The sequence below is a fragment of the Streptomyces sp. NEAU-174 genome, assembly GCF_052665095.1.
In genome coordinates, this window is record NZ_JBQTCE010000007.1 from 142,327 (window position 1) to 159,953 (window position 17,627).

16 protein-coding genes are annotated in these 17,627 nt (G+C 71.6%); 4 read left to right on the forward strand and 12 right to left on the reverse strand.

The genetic code is table 11. The annotated features are described in order from the left end of the window. Positions 1 to 49: 49 nt before the first annotated feature. Positions 50 to 1,114, reverse strand: a complete 1,065-nt coding sequence (locus tag ACT2CW_RS21315) for an alkene reductase (RefSeq protein WP_445517833.1) — start codon at positions 1,112 to 1,114, stop codon at positions 50 to 52. A gap of 149 nt (positions 1,115 to 1,263) precedes the next feature. On the opposite strand from ACT2CW_RS21315, the gene ACT2CW_RS21320 reads away from it, so the two are divergent. Continuing rightward, positions 1,264 to 1,794, forward strand: a complete 531-nt coding sequence (locus ACT2CW_RS21320) for a MarR family winged helix-turn-helix transcriptional regulator (RefSeq protein ID WP_445517834.1) — start codon at positions 1,264 to 1,266, stop codon at positions 1,792 to 1,794. Position 1,795: 1 nt separating this feature from the next. Here ACT2CW_RS21320 and ACT2CW_RS21325 read toward each other — a convergent pair whose 3' ends face one another. Next, positions 1,796 to 2,236, reverse strand: coding sequence for an Lrp/AsnC family transcriptional regulator (locus ACT2CW_RS21325; protein ID WP_037961940.1), 441 nt, complete (start codon positions 2,234 to 2,236; stop codon positions 1,796 to 1,798). 194 nt (positions 2,237 to 2,430) lie between these two features. Here ACT2CW_RS21325 and ACT2CW_RS21330 point away from each other — a divergent pair, with 194 nt between their 5' ends. The 3 genes from ACT2CW_RS21330 to ACT2CW_RS21340 all read left to right on the forward strand — a co-directional run bounded on the left by ACT2CW_RS21330 (position 2,431) and on the right by ACT2CW_RS21340 (position 7,975). Next, positions 2,431 to 5,967, forward strand: a complete 3,537-nt coding sequence (locus ACT2CW_RS21330) for an indolepyruvate ferredoxin oxidoreductase family protein (protein WP_445517835.1) — start codon at positions 2,431 to 2,433, stop codon at positions 5,965 to 5,967. Between the two features lie 222 nt (positions 5,968 to 6,189). After that, positions 6,190 to 7,329: an acyl-CoA dehydrogenase family protein gene (locus ACT2CW_RS21335; protein WP_445517836.1), complete on the forward strand. Its 1,140-nt coding sequence runs from the start codon at positions 6,190 to 6,192 to the stop codon at positions 7,327 to 7,329. A 61-nt stretch (positions 7,330 to 7,390) separates the two neighbouring features. Next, positions 7,391 to 7,975: a hypothetical protein gene (locus ACT2CW_RS21340; protein ID WP_445517837.1), complete on the forward strand. Its 585-nt coding sequence runs from the start codon at positions 7,391 to 7,393 to the stop codon at positions 7,973 to 7,975. A gap of 13 nt (positions 7,976 to 7,988) precedes the next feature. On the opposite strand, the gene ACT2CW_RS21345 is transcribed toward ACT2CW_RS21340, so the two are convergent. The 10 genes from ACT2CW_RS21345 to ACT2CW_RS21390 all read right to left on the reverse strand — a co-directional run bounded on the left by ACT2CW_RS21345 (position 7,989) and on the right by ACT2CW_RS21390 (position 17,625). Beyond that, on the reverse strand, positions 7,989 to 8,906 hold the full coding sequence (locus tag ACT2CW_RS21345; protein ID WP_164424077.1) for a MurR/RpiR family transcriptional regulator: 918 nt from the start codon (positions 8,904 to 8,906) through the stop codon (positions 7,989 to 7,991). 16 nt (positions 8,907 to 8,922) lie between these two features. After that, the gene (locus ACT2CW_RS21350) at positions 8,923 to 9,852 is read right to left on the reverse strand and encodes a phosphoglycerate dehydrogenase (RefSeq protein ID WP_445517838.1); all 930 of its coding nucleotides are present in this window, start codon (positions 9,850 to 9,852) and stop codon (positions 8,923 to 8,925) included. Continuing rightward, entirely contained in the window at positions 9,849 to 10,430 is a 582-nt protein-coding gene (locus ACT2CW_RS21355; RefSeq protein ID WP_414080433.1) for a glucose-6-phosphate isomerase, read from the reverse strand. Before ACT2CW_RS21355 ends, ACT2CW_RS21350 begins: the two co-directional genes overlap by 4 nt. Beyond that, positions 10,427 to 11,389 (reverse strand): shikimate dehydrogenase, encoded by a 963-nt coding sequence (locus ACT2CW_RS21360; RefSeq protein WP_445517839.1) that lies wholly within the window; start codon positions 11,387 to 11,389, stop codon positions 10,427 to 10,429. Before ACT2CW_RS21360 ends, ACT2CW_RS21355 begins: the two co-directional genes overlap by 4 nt. 56 nt (positions 11,390 to 11,445) lie before the next feature. After that, positions 11,446 to 12,945, reverse strand: coding sequence for a glycerol kinase GlpK (glpK, locus tag ACT2CW_RS21365; protein WP_445517840.1), 1,500 nt, complete (start codon positions 12,943 to 12,945; stop codon positions 11,446 to 11,448). 4 nt (positions 12,946 to 12,949) lie between these two features. Beyond that, entirely contained in the window at positions 12,950 to 14,044 is a 1,095-nt protein-coding gene (locus tag ACT2CW_RS21370) for an alcohol dehydrogenase catalytic domain-containing protein (protein WP_445517841.1), read from the reverse strand. Beyond that, the gene (locus tag ACT2CW_RS21375; RefSeq protein ID WP_445517842.1) at positions 14,041 to 15,129 is read right to left on the reverse strand and encodes a galactitol-1-phosphate 5-dehydrogenase; all 1,089 of its coding nucleotides are present in this window, start codon (positions 15,127 to 15,129) and stop codon (positions 14,041 to 14,043) included. Before ACT2CW_RS21375 ends, ACT2CW_RS21370 begins: the two co-directional genes overlap by 4 nt. Positions 15,130 to 15,142: 13 nt before the next feature. Then, entirely contained in the window at positions 15,143 to 15,979 is an 837-nt protein-coding gene (locus ACT2CW_RS21380) for an SDR family oxidoreductase (RefSeq protein WP_164424063.1), read from the reverse strand. 90 nt (positions 15,980 to 16,069) lie between these two features. Beyond that, on the reverse strand, positions 16,070 to 16,717 hold the full coding sequence (gene eda, locus ACT2CW_RS21385; RefSeq protein ID WP_445517843.1) for a bifunctional 4-hydroxy-2-oxoglutarate aldolase/2-dehydro-3-deoxy-phosphogluconate aldolase: 648 nt from the start codon (positions 16,715 to 16,717) through the stop codon (positions 16,070 to 16,072). After that, complete coding sequence (locus tag ACT2CW_RS21390; RefSeq protein WP_445517844.1) at positions 16,714 to 17,625, reverse strand: MBL fold metallo-hydrolase; 912 nt, start codon at positions 17,623 to 17,625, stop codon at positions 16,714 to 16,716. Before ACT2CW_RS21390 ends, eda begins: the two co-directional genes overlap by 4 nt. Between the last annotated feature and the right edge of the window lie 2 nt (positions 17,626 to 17,627).

The following is a 17,627-nucleotide window of genomic DNA, read 5'->3' on the forward strand; positions in this document are numbered from 1 at the left end:
GGACCACCACATCGAGCACGGCTACGACCGTGGCCAGGAGGGCCGGGCCTCAGGCGTTCAGGTACGGGTAGTCGAGGTACCCCTTGTCGGTGCCGCCGTAGTAGGTCGTCTCGTCCGGTGTGTTGTACGGCCCGCCCGCGCGCAGCCGGGCCGGAAGGTCCGGGTTGGCGAGGAAGAGCGCCCCGAAGGAGAGCATGTCGGCCGTACCGTCCTCGATGAGCGCCAGCTCCTCCGCGCCGGTGAACCCGTCCGTCGCGGGGTTGAGGATGAGCGTTCCGGAGAACTCCTTGCGGAGGATGCCGGTCAGATCGCGGGAGTCCTCGACGATGTGCAGATACGCGGGGCCGGTCTCGTTCAGGCGGCGGATCAGCTGGACGTATGTGGCCTCGAGGTCGGGCTCCTCGATGCCGTTGTAACGGGTCCCGGGCGAGATCCGTATCCCGGTGCGCCGCGCCCCGATGGCCGCCGACACGGCCGCGACCACCTCGGCCGCGAACCGGATCCGGCCCTCGGTCGAACCACCCCACTCATCGGTGCGCAGATTGGAGCTGGGGGCAAGGAACTGGTGGATCAGGTAGCCGTAGGCGGCGTGCAGTTCGACCCCGTCGAACCCCGCCTCGACGGCGTTGCGTGCCGCCTGGGCGAAGTCCGCGATCGTCTCCCGCACCTCCTGGGAGGTCAGCTCGCGTGGGGTGGTGAAGTCCTTCATCCCGTCGACGGTGAACAGTCGGCCGGGTGCGGCGACGGCCGAGGGGGCGACCTGGACCAGCCCGTCCGGCAGCAGGCCGGGGTCGCCGACCCTGCCGACGTGCGAGATCTGGGCGAAGACCGTCCCGCCCGCGGCGTGCACCGCGTCGGTGACGCGGCGCCAGGCGGCGATCTGCTCGGCGCTGTGCAGCCCCGGGGTGTGGGGAAAGCCCTGGCCGACCACGGACGGCTGCGAACCCTCCGTGATGATCAGCCCGGCCGTGGCCCGCTGTGCGTAGTACGTGGCCATGGAGTCGGTGGCCGTATTGCCGGGCCCGAAGGCACGGGCACGGCCCATGGCGGGCATGACCAGGCGATTGCGGAGCCGCAGCCCGGCGAGGTCAATCGGATCGAAGGGTGTGGACACAACGACTCCCGGGGTCGGTGGGGCATGACGGTCGATGGGCACAACAGTCGGCAATGAGATCATTGGGCGGCCAATGATCTCGCGGCGAAGCCACCATAACCCATTCATTGGGTGGCCAATGATTGGTCGGCCACGATAGCCTTGCCACCATGACCACAGAGCCCCCGGACATTGACACGACGGAGGTCGAGCCCACCGGCGCCACGGAGGCCGGATACGGCGGCCACGTCAGTCAGACCCTGGCGCGGGTGTCCCGCCTGCACCGCCTCGCCGGGGGCAGGCTGCTGCGCCCGACCGGCCTCTGCTCCGGCCAGGAATTCCTGATGATGACCCTGTGGGACGCGGGGCCGGTCCGGCAGTCGGAGCTGGCGAGGGCGCTCGACCTGGACCCGTCGACGGTGACCCTGATGCTGCGGCGGCTGGAGCAGGGCGGGCATGTCACCCGGGCCCGCGATCCGCGGGACCGGCGCGTCATGCTGGTCCGGGCCTCGGAGCGGAGCTACGCCCTGCGGCCCAAGGTCGCGGAGACCTGGGCGCGGCTGGAGGAGCACATCCTGGACGGGCTCGACGACGGGGAGCGCGAGGCCTTCGCCAGGATCCTCATGAAGGTCGAGAAGAACCTCGCCGCGGAAGAAGCGGACGAAGCGGGAGAAGCGGAGGAGGCCGAAGAGCGCCCCTAGCTCAGGCGTGGCGTGTCCACGAGCCCAGCACCATCAGCGTCTTGGTTCCGGTGACCAGGCCGACGCGGCGCAGACCGTCGATGACCTGTTGCAGATGCTCGATGTCCCGCACCCGGACGTGCACGAGCGCGTCGGGGTCACCGGCGATGGTGAAGACGGCCTGCACCTCGGGAACCGTGTAGCAGGTGCGGACGATCTCCCCGACCGGTGTCGTACCGGTGTAGGACAGCTCCACGAACGCCTCGATGCCCCAGCCGAGCTTGGTGTGGTCGATCTGCACCGTGAAGCCCTTGATCACCCCGGTGTCCTTGAGCCGGTCCACCCGGCGCTTGACCGCGGCCACCGACAATCCCACCTCGGGTGCCATCTCGGAGAAGGTGCGCCGCCCGTCCTCGCGCAGCATGCGCAGCAACTGCCGGTCCACATCGTCGAACTCGGGCATCGGCCCTCCACTCCGCGCCACGCGCATCCGCACGACCCGCGCGACCCGTACAACGCGCGCAAACTCTTTTAGTCGGCATCGCGAATTTCCCCGGCAGTTTGCGTCTTCACCCGGATCGGCCGCAAGTTACTTGTGCTCCTCCGGTAGGTGTTGCTGTCCTTGAGCCGCACCCCAGACACGCCGAGGAGGCTCACGTGAGCACCGACCCCGCCGCGGTTTCGCCCGATGACCCCTACACGGCCCGCGGCGGCCGTGTGCTGATCTCCGGCATCCAGGCCCTGGTCCGGCTCACCCTCGAACAGCGCCGGCTGGACGAGGCGCGTGGCCTGGACACCCGCGCGTTCGTCTCCGGCTATCCGGGCTCACCGCTGGGCGGGGTCGATCTGGAGCTGGCCCGGGCACGCCGCTTCCTCGACCCCGCCGGTGTGGTGTTCCGGCCCGGGCTCAACGAGGAGCTGGCCGCCACCGCCGTGGCCGGGACGCAGCTGCTGGGGCAGGTGCCCGGACGCCGCCACGAGGCGGTGACCGGGTTCTGGTACGGCAAGAACCCCGGTCTCGACCGCGCGGCCGACGCGATGCGGCACGGGACGGTGGCCGGTACGGCGGCGCTGGGCGGCGCGGTGGCCTGGATCGGTGACGACCCCGGCAGCAAGTCCTCGACCGTGCCCAGCTCCTGCGAGCCGATGTGCCAGAGCCTGGCCATGCCCCTCCTCGCGCCCGGCTCCGTGCCCGAGATCCTCGAACTCGGACTGCACGCCGTGGCCCTGTCCCGCGCCACCGGCCTCTGGACCGGGCTGAAGATCGTCGCGGATATCGCGGACGCCTCGGCGATCGTCGACCTGGACGCGCTCCGGCCCGACATCCCCGCCCCGCCCGCCGCCCCGCGTGGCGCGCCGCCCACTCTGGTCGGCCCCGCGTCCGTGGACGCCGAGCACGACATGCTCACCCGCCGGCTGGACCTGGCGCGCGCCTACGCCCGCGAGGCGGGGCTGAACCGGATCACCTTCAGCGCCGCGCACGCCACCTTGGGCGTGGTGGCCTCCGGCACCTCGTACGCCGTGGTGCGGCGCGCCCTGGCCGACCTCGGCATCGGCGAGGCGGACATGGAGGCGCTCGGTATCCGGCTGATCCGGCTGGCGATGCCGTTCCCCCTCTGCGACGAGGACCTGGTGGCCATGACCGGCGATCTGGACCAGGTCCTGGTCGTCGAGGACAAGGTGCCCTTCCTCGAAGGGCACCTCAAGGCCGCCCTGTACGGCAGCGCCGACGCACCCGTGGTGGTCGGCCGCCGCGGCGAGAACGGCCGGCCGCTGCTCACCGCCCGCGGCACCCTCGGCGCCGAGGACGTGGCCAAGGCCCTGGCCCAGCGCATCGGCCAGGACCGGCTGCCGCGGACCGCGACCGCCCGGCTGGCCTCGCTGGCACCGCCGCCCGCGCCCCGGATCGCGCTGCCCACCGTCTCGGCGCGCACGCCCTACTTCTGCTCCGGCTGCCCGCACAACACCTCCACCCGCACCGCCGATGACACCCTCGTCGGCGCGGGCATCGGCTGCCACGCCATGATCGCCCTCGATGGCGCGGGCCGCGGCCACCAGATCGGGCTGACCCAGATGGGCGGCGAAGGCGCGCAGTGGATCGGCCTGGCCCCGTTCACCGACGACCGGCACTTCGTGCAGAACCTCGGTGACGGCACCTTCCACCACTCCGGCTCGCTCGCCATCCGCGCGGCGGTCGCCGCGGGCGTGACCATGACGTACAAGCTCCTTTACAACGACGCCGTCGCGATGACGGGCGGTCAGCGGCCGGAGGGGCGGCTGGACGTCCCGGCGCTGACCCGCTGGCTCGCCCTGGAGGGCGTACGGAGGATCGTGGTGACCACCGCGGCACCGGCCGACTACCGCGGCGTACGCCTCGACCCGATCGCCACGGTGCGCCACCGCGACGATCTGCCCGAGGCCGAGCAGGAGCTGGCCGCCACCGACGGCGTGACCGTGCTCATCCATGACGACCGCTGCGCCGCGGAGGAGCGCCGGCTGCGCAAGCGCGGTCAGCTGCCCACCCCCGCCGAGAAGGTGGTCATCAACGAGCGGGTCTGCGAGGGCTGCGGTGACTGCGGGGACGTGTCCACGTGTCTGTCGGTGCAGCCCGTGGACACCACCTTCGGCCGCAAGACCCGGATCCACCAGGCGTCCTGCAACTCCGACTTCAGCTGTCTGAAAGGCGACTGCCCCTCCTTCCTCCTCGTCGAGCCGAAGACGACGAAGGCGAAGGCGAAGGCGGAGGCGGCCAAGGAGGCGAAGGACAAGCAGGCCCATGCCATCCCCCAGCCGCCCGTGGCCCTGACCGCGCCCACCCCGGCGGTGGACGGGGAGAACACGCTGCTGCGGATGCCCGGCATCGGCGGCACCGGTGTCGTGACCGTCTCACAGATGCTCCAGCGGGCCGCCCATCTGGACGGCCGCTACGCGGCGGGACTGGAGCAGACGGGGCTGGCCCAGAAGGGCGGACCCGTCGTCAGCGACGTACGGATCTCCGCCACTCCGGTCACCGGTGCCGTGCGCGCCTCCCGCGCGACCGCCGACGTGCTCCTGGGCTTCGATCTGCTCGGTGCGGCCGCCGACGCCAATCTCCGCATCGCCCGCCCCGGCCACACCATCGCCGTCGTCAACTCCGCCATCGTCCCCACCGCGGCCATGGTGACCAACCGGGTCGTCGTACCCGGCTCCCCGGACGACGCCCTGGAGCGGATCGAGTCGGCCACCCGCCCCGGGGACAACCTCTACCTCGATGCGCAGAGCATGGCCGAGGCCCTGTTCGGCGATCACATGCCGACCAATATGCTCCTCGTCGGAGCCGCCTTCCAGCACGGCTGCCTCCCGCTGACGGAAGACGCCATCGAGGGCGCGATCCGTCTGGGCACGGCCGTGGAGAAGAACCTCGCGGCCTTCCGCTGGGGGCGCGCCGCCGCCCTCGACCCCGAGGCCGTACGGCGCGCCCTGGCCGCACCGGAACGGCCGGTCCTGGAGGTCACACCCGAGGCGCGCGCCGTCGCGGCCACCGCCGCCGGGCCCGGAACGCTCCAGGACACCGTCGCCCTGCGCGCCGCCGATCTGATCGCCTATCAGGACCGGGCCTACGCCGAGCGGTACGCCACCGAGGTGGAGCAGGTGGCCGCGACGGCCCGGCGGCGGGCCGGTGACGGGGCGGGCGAGCGCATCGCCGTCGCCTACGCCGAGGGGCTGCACAAGCTCATGGCCTACAAGGACGAGTACGAGGTGGCCCGGCTCCATCTGGACACCGTGGAACGGGCCAGGATCGCGGACGAGTTCGGTGCCGATGCCGACGTGTCCGTTCTGCTGCACCCTCCGGCGCTGCGCGCGCTGGGCATGAAGCGCAAGATCCGGCTCCGCCGCACGGCCCCCGCCCTCTTCTCGCTCCTCCGCGCCCTGCGGCGGCTGCGCGGCACCCGGCTGGACCTCTTCGGCTACGCCGAGGTCCGCCGCCAGGAGCGAGCGCTGATCGAGGAGTACCCCGCCCTGGTCCGCGACGCCCTGGCCCGTCTGACGCCCGGCAACGCCGCCGCCGTGGAGGATCTGGTGCGGCTCGTCGAGGCCGTCCGCGGCTACGAGGACATCAAGCTGGCCCGGGTCGAGGAGTTCCGCGCCACGGCCCGCGCGGCCCTGGACGATCTGACCGCCACCGCCGACGCCGCCGCGGCCGTCTCCGTCTGACCCCGGCCCCGCCCTCAGAGCCTGTGTCATATCCCCGGTCGGATCAGCGTGCGGCGTCTGGTGCGTGCGATCGCAAGGCGCCGGAGCGTCCTCGTGGCGGAGCCACGTGGGCGTTTCGGCAACGCGGCGAGCGTGCGTGCCAGGCGTCGCACGCCCGGCCGGGGATATGACACAGGCTCTCAGCACCTCTCCTCGCCCGTCCGCACCTCAGGAGCGCCCCTGATGCCCGTCGACCGTCTGCTTCCCACCCGTGAGGCCGAGGACCTGCTCGACCTCGTCCGCGAGATCGCCGACAAGGAGCTCGCCCCCAGAGTCGACGGGCACGAACGCGACGAGACCTACCCCGAGGGCCTGTTCCGCCTGCTGGGCGACGCCGGGCTGCTGGGCCTGCCCTACCCGGAGGAGTACGGCGGGGGCGGCCAGCCCTACGAGGTCTACCTCCAGGTCCTGGAGGAGCTGGCGGCGCGCTGGGCCGCCGTCGCCATCGCCACCAGCGTCCACACCCTCGCCGCCTTCCCCCTGCTCACATTCGGCACCACCGGGCAGCGCGAACGCTGGGCGGAGGACATCCTCGGCGGCCGGCTCATCGGCGGGTACAGCCTGTCCGAGCCCCAGGCCGGGTCCGACGCGGCGGCCCTGACCTGCCGCGCCGAGAAGGCCCCCGACGGCTACCGGATCAACGGCACCAAGGCGTGGATCACCCACGGCGGCAAGGCGGACTTCTACGCCCTGTTCGCCCGCACCGCCCCCGGCAGCGACGGCATCTCCTGCTTCTTCGCGCCCGGCCACACCGACGGCCTCACCTTCGGCCGGGCCGAGGAGAAGATGGGCCTGCACGCCATCCCCACCACCTCCGCCTTCTGGGACGACGCCCTCCTCGCCACCGACCGGCTCATCGGCGGCGAGGGCCAGGGGCTCCACATCGCCTTCCAGGCGCTGGACTCCGGCCGGCTGGGCGTCGCCGCCTGCGCCACCGGGCTCGCCCAGGCCGCCCTGGACGCCGCGGTCGGCTACGCCCATGAACGCACCGCCTTCGGCCGCAGGATCATCGACCATCAGGGGCTCGGCTTCCTGCTGGCCGACATGGCCGCCGCGGTCGACTCCGCGCGCGCCACCTATCTGGACGCGGCCCGCCGCCGCGACCAGGGGCGCCCGTACACCCGGCAGGCCAGCGTCGCCAAGCTGACGGCGACCGACGCCGCCATGAAGGTGACCACGGACGCCGTCCAGGTCTTCGGCGGCTACGGCTACACCCGCGACTTCCCCGTGGAGCGCTATATGCGCGAAGCCAAGATCATGCAGATCTTCGAGGGCACCAACCAGATCCAGCGGCTCATCATCAGCCGCCAACTCGCCCCCTGACCGGCCCCGCGACGGAATGTCGCACCCGGGGCACGCCGGGACACCGGTCATGATGACCACCATGAGATCGGTACGTGGAACGCGCGGGGCGCGAGCGCATCAGCCTGGACCGGGCCGTACGGCGGCGGTGATGGCGGTGCTGACCGCCCTGACCGTGGCCGGTTGCGGCGGTTCTGACACCACCGACGGGGCGCCCTCGCACCGTGGGAACCCGTCGGAGTCCCGTTCCGCACCGCCCTCGGGCGGCCCCTCCGGCGATCCCGGCGCCCCGTCGAAACCGTCGGAGCCGTCGCAGCCGGCGGCGGACGGGCGTGACGTCGGCGCCTGCGCGGACGGCAACTGCGAGATCGCGGTGTCCGAGCGGGTGACGGTCCGTTTCAAGGGCCCGGCCGGTCCGGCGACGCTGACCGTGGACGAGCTCGGCCCGAACAAGGTCACGTACACGGTGCAGTCGGGCGGCAACCGCTCCCGGGGCGGGGCGAGCGGCCCCGGCCAGGGGTGCCTCACCGTGCTGCGCGACCACGGCAGCAGCAATGTGTGCGGAAGGGTGAGCACCATGCGGCCGGCCGCTCAGCCCGGCTCGGTGGTGATCCTGATGGCGGCCGGGGAGGACGGTACGGCGACCCTGCGGATCGTGTCCAGGTGACCGGCCCCGGTGGTCAGCTCTCCACCGGCGGGCTTCCGGGGGAACGGGAGTGGCGGATGCCCGCCTCGTAGGTCTCCTTGAGGTGGTGGAGGGTGTCGTCGAAGTGGCGCGCCGCGTAGGTGGCGTAGAGGATGTCGATCAGCAGCAGCTGGCCCCACTTCGAGGTGACGGACTCCCCGTACAGCCCCTCCCCCGCGACGTTGGAGGTGAACAGCGGCACATCGCTGAGCTCCGCCAGCGGGCTGTCCTGGACGGAGGTGATGCCGATGGAGGTGGCCCCGGTCTGCCGGGCGAGCCGCATGGCGTCCACGATGGCGGTGGACTTGCCGGAGTCGCTGATGCCGATGAGCACATCCCGTGGCGTCAGGATGGTGGCCAGCATGACCTGCACGCTCTGGTCGCGGTAGAGCAGACACTTCTTCCCCGCGCGGGTGAACCGCATGACCCCCTCCTCCGCGGCGATGCTGGAGGAGCCCATGCAGCAGAACACCACCGCGTCCGCCTCGTGCAGCAGATCGACGGCCCGGCTGATGGCGTCGCCGCTGACCTGCTTGGCGGTCTGGGCCAGCGTCTGGCGGCTGCTGCGCTCGATCTTGCCCACGATGGCGGGGGGCTCGTCGCCGCGGAGGATGCCCTCGTAGACGAACTCCTCGTCCCGGCCGGCGGCGGCCGACCGGGTGGCGAAGGTGGCCTCGGCGAGGCTGACGCGGAGCGAGTGATAGCTGTCCATGCCCAGCTCGCGGACGAACCGGGACACCGTCGACTCGGCCACGCCGCACGCCGAGGCCAGCTGCGAAATGGTCATCGACTGCGCCTGCCGGGGGTGGGCCAGCAGATACTCGCCGATCTGGCGCAGGGCGCCCGGTAGGTAGGGCAGCTTGCTGGTGATGAGGTGCAGCACATTGCCGGCCTCATCCGCCGGGACAGCCATGACTCGCTCCGTGGTCTCAGGAAGGGGGGTTAAGTACCCGTAGCAGATTCTCCACGGCCGCGCGGGTTGCGCGCTCCACACTCTCCCCGGTGTACCCCCCGATATGGGGTGTGGAGATCACTCGCGGGTGGTGGAGCAGCTCCTGGGGCTCCGGCGGCTCCTGGTCGTACACATCGGTGGCGTACCCGATGAGCCGGCCGTCCTCGAGCGCGTCGAGGACCGCGCCGTCGTCCACCAGGCTCGCGCGGGCGGTGTTGACCAGATGGGCGCCGGGCCGCATGGCCGCGATGGCGGCCTTGTCGATCAGTGGCCGCCGCGCGGGCGGGCAGTGCAGGGTCACCGCGTCCGCGCCGGCCAGCAGTTCCTCCAGCGTGGTGTACGAGAAGTCCCCGGCGGGGGTGAACTCCGGGTCGGGGAACGCGTCGAAGGCGCGTACGGACATGCCGAGCCCGAGGCCGAGCCGGACCACCCTGCGGCCGATCTGCCCGCACCCCACGACCCCGAGGGTGCGCCCCGCCACCTCCCGGCCCTCGATCCGCCGCCACCGGCCGGCCTTGAGCGCCGTGTCCTGCGGCGGGATGTGGCGCAGCCCGGCGAGCATGAGGGCGATGGCGAGTTCGGCGACGCCCTGGGCGTTGGCCCCGGCCGCGGTCTCGACGGCCACCCCCCGCTCGGCGGCGGCGGTCAGGTCCACGGAGTCGACTCCGACGCCGTTGCGGCTGATGACCTTGAGGCCGGGGGCCGCGGCCAGCACCTCGCGGGTGATCGGCTCGACCCCGGCGAGATAGCCCACGCACGAGGGCAGGAACCGCAGCTGCTCCTCGCGGGTGGGCTGACGGCCGGGGGTGGGGAACAGCAGGTCGTAGCCCGCCGTCTCCAGGGCGGCCAGCGCGGGGTGGCCGCCCTGGGAGAGCGAGCGTGGCGTCACGGCGATCCGGTTCGTCACCGCGCCCACTTCGGGTTGTCCACGACCGCCGGGGCGCCGTCCCGCTCCACCACGATCTTGCGGAAGCCCTTGGACTCGATGGTGCCGTAGTCGTGTCCGGCGTGGCCGGGGAAGGCGAAGAAGGTGATCAGCGGCTCGTCGGGCGAGGTGTTGATGGAGCGGTGGGCGTACCGGCCGGGGACGTAGACGCCCTGGCCGGGGGTGAACTCCTGCCACTGCACATCGCCCTCGGGGTTCTCCATCATCATCAGGCCCCGGCCGCGCAGGCAGTAGTAGATCTCGGCGGTGTCGAGCACGGAGTGGAAGTGGCCCTTGGTCATGAAGTACTCGTCACCGACCTTGCCCGGGTAGGTGATGCTGGTGCCGTAGGCCACCTCCCCGGAGCTCTGGGGGACGCCCATGTCGAAGAACTCGTAGACCAGGACGTCCTCTTCGGCCAGGCGCTCCGCGGCCTCCTGGTCGGCGTACATCCCGGCCATGGCGGACATGCGGCGCTGGAGCGGCTTCCTGGTCCGGGAGAGCCCGGTGACGAGGCTGAAGTCGGTGACGACGGCGGGGCGGGGGGCGGTGGTGCTCATGCGTGCTCCTTGGTGACGTCGCGGGCGATGCGGGACAGCCGCTCGAAGACGGGGCCGTGGGTGGGGATGTCGAGGTGGAAGACCTCGGCGATGACACGGGTCCAGCCGTGGATGAAGTACAGCCAGCCGTCGACCACGCGCAGCCCGGAGGCGTCCCGCTGGGCCCGCGCCTGGTCCAGGAAGACCAGGTCGCCGCGGTAGTTGAAATCCCAGGCGATGGCGTCGGCGGGGAACCGGGCGGCGTCGGTGAGCGGGGATCCGGGCCGGTCCTTGCCGAGTCCGGTGGCGTTGACCACGACGGAGCCGGGGGAGAGTGTCCGCAGCTGTGCGTCGTTGTCGCCCGGCTCGGGGGCGAGCCGGTAGTCGATGGGGATGGTGAAGCCGAGGCGTTCGTGGACGGTGCGCATCTCGCGCAGCCGGGCCTCGCGGCGGCCCGTCACCACGATGCGGGAGGGGACGTCGCCACCGGCCGCCGCGCGGTTGTGGAGGTACAGGGTGAGGGCGAGCGAGGAGCCGCCCGCGCCGAGCAGCAGCAGCTCGCCCCCGGTGCGGGACCAGTAGCCGTCGGGCACGATGGCCTCCAGGGCCAGGCCGCTGGTGACGGGATCCATGGCGTGGCCCCACAGCTGGTCGCCGCGCTTGGAGACGCTGCTGACCTCGTCCAGCAGCTCGGTTTCGTGGCCGACGCCGTCGAACAGGTCGTGGGCGGCCTTGTAGAGGTTGAGCTTGTGGGTGGTGACCAGCGCGCCCAGCGAGTGGGGGTCGTGCTTGATGAAGTCGACCACCTCCCGGTAGTGCTCGGGGGTGTCGTCCAGCGGGAGGTCGATGCCCTCGATGACGGCGTCGAGGTTCAGCTCGCGCGCCCACGCCGGGAAGACCTTCATGATGGAGGACTTGGTGGTGGTGACGCCGATGAAGTACATCGTGGGGCGGGCGGCGGCGTGATACGTCCGCGGCATGTCAGTTCTCCTTCGAGAAGCCGTGCGGGGTCAAGGGCCGGGTCGGCGGGGCCGGGTCAGTGCTCCTCCCAGTCCCGGGCGCAGCCCACCGCCTTCTGCCAGCCCGCGTAGAGCCGGTCGGCCCGTGCCCGGTCCATGGCGCAGTCGAAGCGGCGCTCGAGCCGGAAGGTGCCGGACAGCTCGTCCCGGTCCTTCCAGAACCCGGTGGCGAGCCCGGCGAGGAAGGCCGCGCCACGGGCCGAGGACTCGATGACGGTGGGGCGCAGCACGGGGACGTCGAGGATGTCGGCCTGGAACTGCATGAGGAAGTTGTTGGCGGTGGCCCCGCCGTCGACCTTGATCTCCCGTGTGGTGAGGCCCGAGTCGGCCTCCATGCAGGTGATGACGTCGCGGATCTGGTAGGCGATGGACTCCAGCGTGGCCCGGATGATGTGCTTGCGGCTGGCGCCGCGGGTCAGTCCGAGGATGGCGCCCCGCGCGTACTGGTCCCAGTACGGGGCGGCGAGCCCCACGAAGGCCGGTACGACATAGACGCCGCCTGTGTCGGGGACGTTGAGGGCGGCGTGCTCGGTGTCCTCGGCGTCGTAGACGATCTGGAGCTCGTCGCGCAGCCACTGGATGGAGGCGGCGGCCACGAAGATCAGCCCTTCCAGGGCGTACTCGACACCGCCGTCCACGCCCCAGGCGATGGTGGTGAGCATGCCGCTGCCGCTGAAGACGGGGCTGTCGCCGGTGTTGAGGACCAGCGAGGCCCCGGTGCCGTACGTGGCCTTCACCGAGCCCGGGTCGAAGCACGCCTGGCCGAACAGCGCGCCCTGCTGGTCGCCGACGGCCGAGGCGACCGGGATCCGGGCGCCGAGCAGCACCGACTCCTCGGTGTGGCCGTAGACCTCGCTGGTGGGGCGCACGTCGGGGAGGATCGCGCGGGGGATGTCGAGCTCGTCGAGCAGCCGCTGGTCCCAGTCCAGCCGGGTGATGTCGAACAGCATGGTGCGCGAGGCGTTGGTGTAGTCGGTGACGTGTGCGGCGCCGCCGGTGAGGTTCCAGATCAGCCAGGAGTCGACGGTGCCGAAGGCGAGTTCGCCGCGCTCGGCGCGCTGCCGGGCGCCGGGCACGTTGTCGAGGATCCACTTCACCTTGGTGGCGGAGAAGTAGGCGTCGATGATCAGCCCGGTGGTCCGCTTGACGTGCTCCTCCAGGCCGCGGGCCTTGAGCTCCTCGCACAGCGCCGCGGTGCGGCGGTCCTGCCACACGATGGCGTGGTGCACGGGCTCTCCGGTGGCGCGGTCCCAGATCACCACGGTCTCGCGCTGGTTGGTGACACCGATGGCGGCGATGTCCTCGGAGCCGCACTCGGCCTGGGCCAGCACCTGCTTGGCGACGGTGACCTGGGTGTTCCAGATGTCCAGCGGGTTGTGCTCGACCCAGCCGGGCTGCGGATAGATCTGCGGGAACTCCTGGCTGACGCACGCGGCGATGTCGCCCGCCTTGTCGAAGAGGATGGCCCGGATGCTGGTGGTACCGGCGTCGAAGGCCATGACATAGCGGTGGGTCATGGGATCACCTGTCTTCCGCCGGGACCGCGGGGCCCGATGTGGTGGCGTGGGGGTCGCCGTCAAACGCGACCATGGCCTTCATCCCGGCCCCGGAGGCCGCGTAACCGAAGGCATCGTGGATCTTCTCCAGTGGGAACACCTCACTGACCAGTGGTGACAGATCGACGCGGCGCTCGCCGACCAGCCGCAGACAACGGCCGTAGTCGCCGTTGGTGGAGCCGGTCGTCCCGGTCAGGGTGAGGCCCTTGTAGTGCACGGCGTTGGTGTCGAGCGGGATGGTCCGCGCGGCGCCGAGGCCCGCGAAGTAGTTGAGCCGGCCGTGCGGGGCGAGCAGTTCGGCCGCCTGTGCCTGCACCTGGGGGTCGGACACGGCCGTGATGACCACGTCCGCGCCCCGGCCGCCGGTGTGCTCGCGCACCACCTCGGCCAGGTCCTGTTCGCGGACCCCGACACACACATCGGCGCCCAGCCGGGCGGCGAGGTCCAGACGGGGGCGGCCGCGGTTGGAGATGATCACCTTGCGGGCCCCGGCGAGCTTGCCGAGCAGCACATGGAACGCGCCGATGGGGCCCGCGCCGGTGATGACCACGACGTCCTCGTGGCCCACCCGCAGCCCGCGCTGCCCGCTGTAGCAGCAGGAGAACGGCTCCACCAGGGCCGCCTCGGCGTACGAGACACCGTCGGGGATCTCGAAGACGTTGCCGCGCTGGAGGGCGAAACCGGGCACCCGCAGCAGCTCCTGGAAGCCGCCGTCGATGCTGATGCCGAACGCCTCGTAGTCGGGGCACATGTTGTTGTAGCCGTGGCGGCACATGTCGCAGCGGCCACAGCCCACGTTCGGCGTGACGGTGACCCGCATGCCCGGGTGGAACGCGGACACCCGCGGCCCGACCGCCACCACGTCCCCCGCCACCTCGTGGCCCAGCACCCGGCGCTGCCCATCCGGGATCTTGAAGTGGCCGTGCTTGAAGATGCGCAGGTCGGTGCCGCAGATGGAGGCGGCCCGGACCCGCACCAGCAGGTCGTCGCCGACGACGGTGGGCTCGGCCACGTCCTCGACCGCCAGCTCCCCGGGCCGGCGCAGCACGGCGGCCCTCATGACGCACCTCCGACGACACCGGGCCGGATGAGCTCGGCCTGGGCCTGGTCGGCGACCGCGAAGACGACCTTGTTGTACCAGGTGCGGCGCTCCAGCATGTCGGCGAACATCGCCGGTGCCTCCTCCAGGCTCGGGGTGTGGCTGATGAGTGGCGCCACCTTCAGATCGCGGCCCAGGTGGTGGACCACCATGTCCCATTCGCTGCGCCCGGCCGGGGTGATCCTGGAGTTCCAGGTGCCGTAGACGCGCAGCTCACGGCGGAGGATCGAGGAGACCAGGGCGCGCGGCAGGGTGAGGTCACCGGAGATGTCGCCCAGGAGCATGACCTGGCCGAGCGGGGCCGCCGCGGTGATGGCCTGGACGAGGGTGGCGGGCAGACCGCTCGCCTCCACCGCGCAGTCCACGCCCCGGCCGCCGGCCAGCTCCCGGACCGTGTCCACCGTGTCACCGGCGGACGCGTCGATGACCGGGAAGCCGAGACCGGCCATGACGGCACGCTTGCGCTCGTCCACATCGGCCACGTACACCTCGCTGGCGCCCAGGATGCGCAGCCACTGGGCGGCCAGCGCCCCGATGGGCCCGGCCCCGATCACCAGCGCGGTGGCGTGGGCGGGCAGCTGGAACTTCAGCATGGCGTGCAGGGCGACCGCGGCGGGCTCCACCATGGCGGCGTGCACCAGCGGCACATCCCGCGCCACCGGCACCAGATTGGCCTCGGGCACATGGAGGAACTCGGCCATGGCGCCGTCGCGCCGCGACCCGTAGTAGTCGTAGCCGGAGCCGACGGCGTACTCGCCGATCTGGGTCATCGGATCCGCCGGGTCGGGCAGGAGGGGGAAGACCGCGGCGCGGTCCCCGGGGCGGAAGCGGCTTCCCTCCGGCGCCTCCTCGACCACGGCGGAGAACTCATGGCCCAGGACGAGCGGATAGTGGTACGCCTTCCCGCGGCCGAACCTCAGCACGTCCGAGCCGCAGACGCCCACACCGCCGACGCGGACGAGGACGGAGCGGTCGCCCACGGGCGCGGGGGCGGGGATGTCGGTGAGGGTGAGGACGCCCTCGGATTGCAGTACTGCTGCCTTCATCGCTCGGTCCGCCTCAGACTTCCATGCCATAGCGGTGTGCCTTGTGCGTCGGGTAGAGCGCGATCTGCGGGATGGTGACGTCGGGCGTGCGCGTGGCCACGTAGAGGGAGACCTCTGCGACGTTGTCGACGTCGATGCAGCTGGCGTGGATGCCCTCGGCGAGCTCCTTGTCGTCCAGCCAGCCGTCGAGGTAGGCGGGGATGTCGCCGTCGTACAGGCCCTTGTCGATGATCTCGGTCATCGGGGTCTTGACGTGGGACGGGTTGATCACCGTCACACCGATGTTCTTCTCCTTGCCCTCAAGGAGAATGTTCTTGCTGAATCCCATCATCCCGTGCTTGGAGGCGCGGTAGGGGCTGTGGCCGGGGCCGGATGCCAATCGGGCCGAGGACGATCCCATATTGATGACGCGCCCGCCGGTGGACTGCCGCTCCATGATGCGGAACGCCTCGCGGCAGCACAGGAAGACCGCGGTCAGATTGGGGCCGATGGTCTTGTTCCACTCCTCCAGCGTCACCTCGGTCACCGGGGGTGAGAGCGAGTCGCGGCCCGCGCTGTTGACGAGGAGGTCGACCTGGCCCCACTCCTCCATGGCGGTCCGGAAGAAGCCCTGGACCTGCTCCTCCTCGGTGACATCGGCCTCGATGCCCACGCAGACGCCGCCCTGGGACTGGATGGAGCCGACGACCTGCTGGAGCCGCTTGCCGTCGATGTCGACCAGGAGGACCTTGGCCCGGTTGGCCGCGAAGATCCGGCCGACGGCCTCGCCGATGCCGGAGGCGCCACCGGTGATGATGGCGACCTTGCCCTCCAGCGCGATGCCGGGGGCGGGTTCGTAGGTGGTGGTCATGCTGTCCCTTTGGGGTGGTGGGTGGGTGTTCGGAGGTGGTTCTTCGGGGGTCTTCAGGAGGTGGTCTTCGGGTGTTTCAGGAGGTGGCTCTCAGGAGGTGGCTGCCGCGGCGGCGATCTCGACCGCGCCGCGGGCGTTGCGCCCGATGGCCTCGTACTCCCCCTCGGCCAGCAGCGCGGCACTGGCGATCCAGGTGCCACCGCAAGCCGCCACATGCGGCCGGCTGAGATAGTCGGGGAGGTTGTCCGGCGTGAGGCCGCCGGTGGGCAGGAACGCCATCCCGTCGTACGGAGCCGCCATGGCGTCCAGCAGCCGCAGTCCGCCCGACGCCTCGGCCGGGAAGTACTTCACCAGTGGCAGCCCCCTGGCCACGGCCGCCTCGACACCGGTGGGGCTGTTGATGCCGGGGACGACGGGGATCTTCCGCTCCAGGCAGTGGTCCACGACGTCCGGGTTGAAGCCGGGCGCCACCACGAACTGCGCTCCCGCGTCGATGGCGTGGTCCACGGTCGTGCGGTCCAGGACCGTACCCGCGCCGACCAGCAGCTCGGGGTGGCGGGCCCGCAGGGTGGCGATCCCGTCCCGGGCGGCCGGGGTGCGGAAGGTGATCTCGGCGACCGGCAGCCCCGCCCCGAGCAGCGTCTCGCCGAGCGGGTCGGCGTGGCGCACGTGGGGCAGGGTGACGACCGGGACGATCCGGACGCGGCGCAGTGCGCCGAGGAGTTCGGTGGGGTTCATCGGTCCTCTTTCGCGGTGGGGTCGCCCGGGGTATCGCTCGGGGTGAGGACGTGGGCGTCGCCCACCCGCGGCACGGTCCAGGACAGTGGCGTGGCGCGGCGGCGCAGTGCGTCGCGGGCGTCCTCCGGGTCGACGGTGTTGAAGTCGAACAGCCCGAAGTGGTGGCAGAGCAGATGCGGGATCCCGGCCGCCTCGCACAGCTCGGCCGCCTCCCGGACGGTGAAGTTGCCGGGGACGCCGTTCTCGGTGCGGTGGCGGTCGCGCCCGTTCACGGGCAGCAGCGCCACGTCGGCGCGGAGCGACCGCAGCAGCTCGGACTGCCCGTCGTACGGGACGCAGTCGCCGGAGTGGTAGACGCGGACCCCGCCGACGGTGAGCACATAGCCGAGGAAGCGGTGGTCTCCGTTCTCGTCCTGTTCGAGGTGTTCATGGGCGGCGGGGACCGGTTCGACGGTGATCCCGCCGTCCAGTGCCACCCGCTCACCCGCGGTGGTCCCGGTCAGCCGGGTGGCGGGTACGCCACGCTCCAGGGCCCGCGCCCGCTCGGCGCGCGGGACGACGAAGCGCGGGTCGTTGTGCGGGAGCAGGGCCCGGATGGTGCCCGGGTCCATATGGTCGGTGTGACCGTGGGTGCACAGCACCGCGTCCACCCCACGGATGGCCTCCGGTGCCACCGGGGCGGGGTGCATCCGGCGGTGTGGGAAGAGCGTGCCGCGGTACTTCTCGGCGAGGGTGTCCGAGAGGTACGGGTCGATCAGGATCAGCCGGCCGCGGTGGCGCAGGGCGAATCCGGCCTGGCCGAGCCACCACAGCGTCACATCGTCCGGTCCTGCCTCCGGCGGGGCGGCGAAGGTGCCGGTGAGAGGGGTGCCGGAGACGGGGCGCACGGCGGGCCGTGTGATGTTCATGC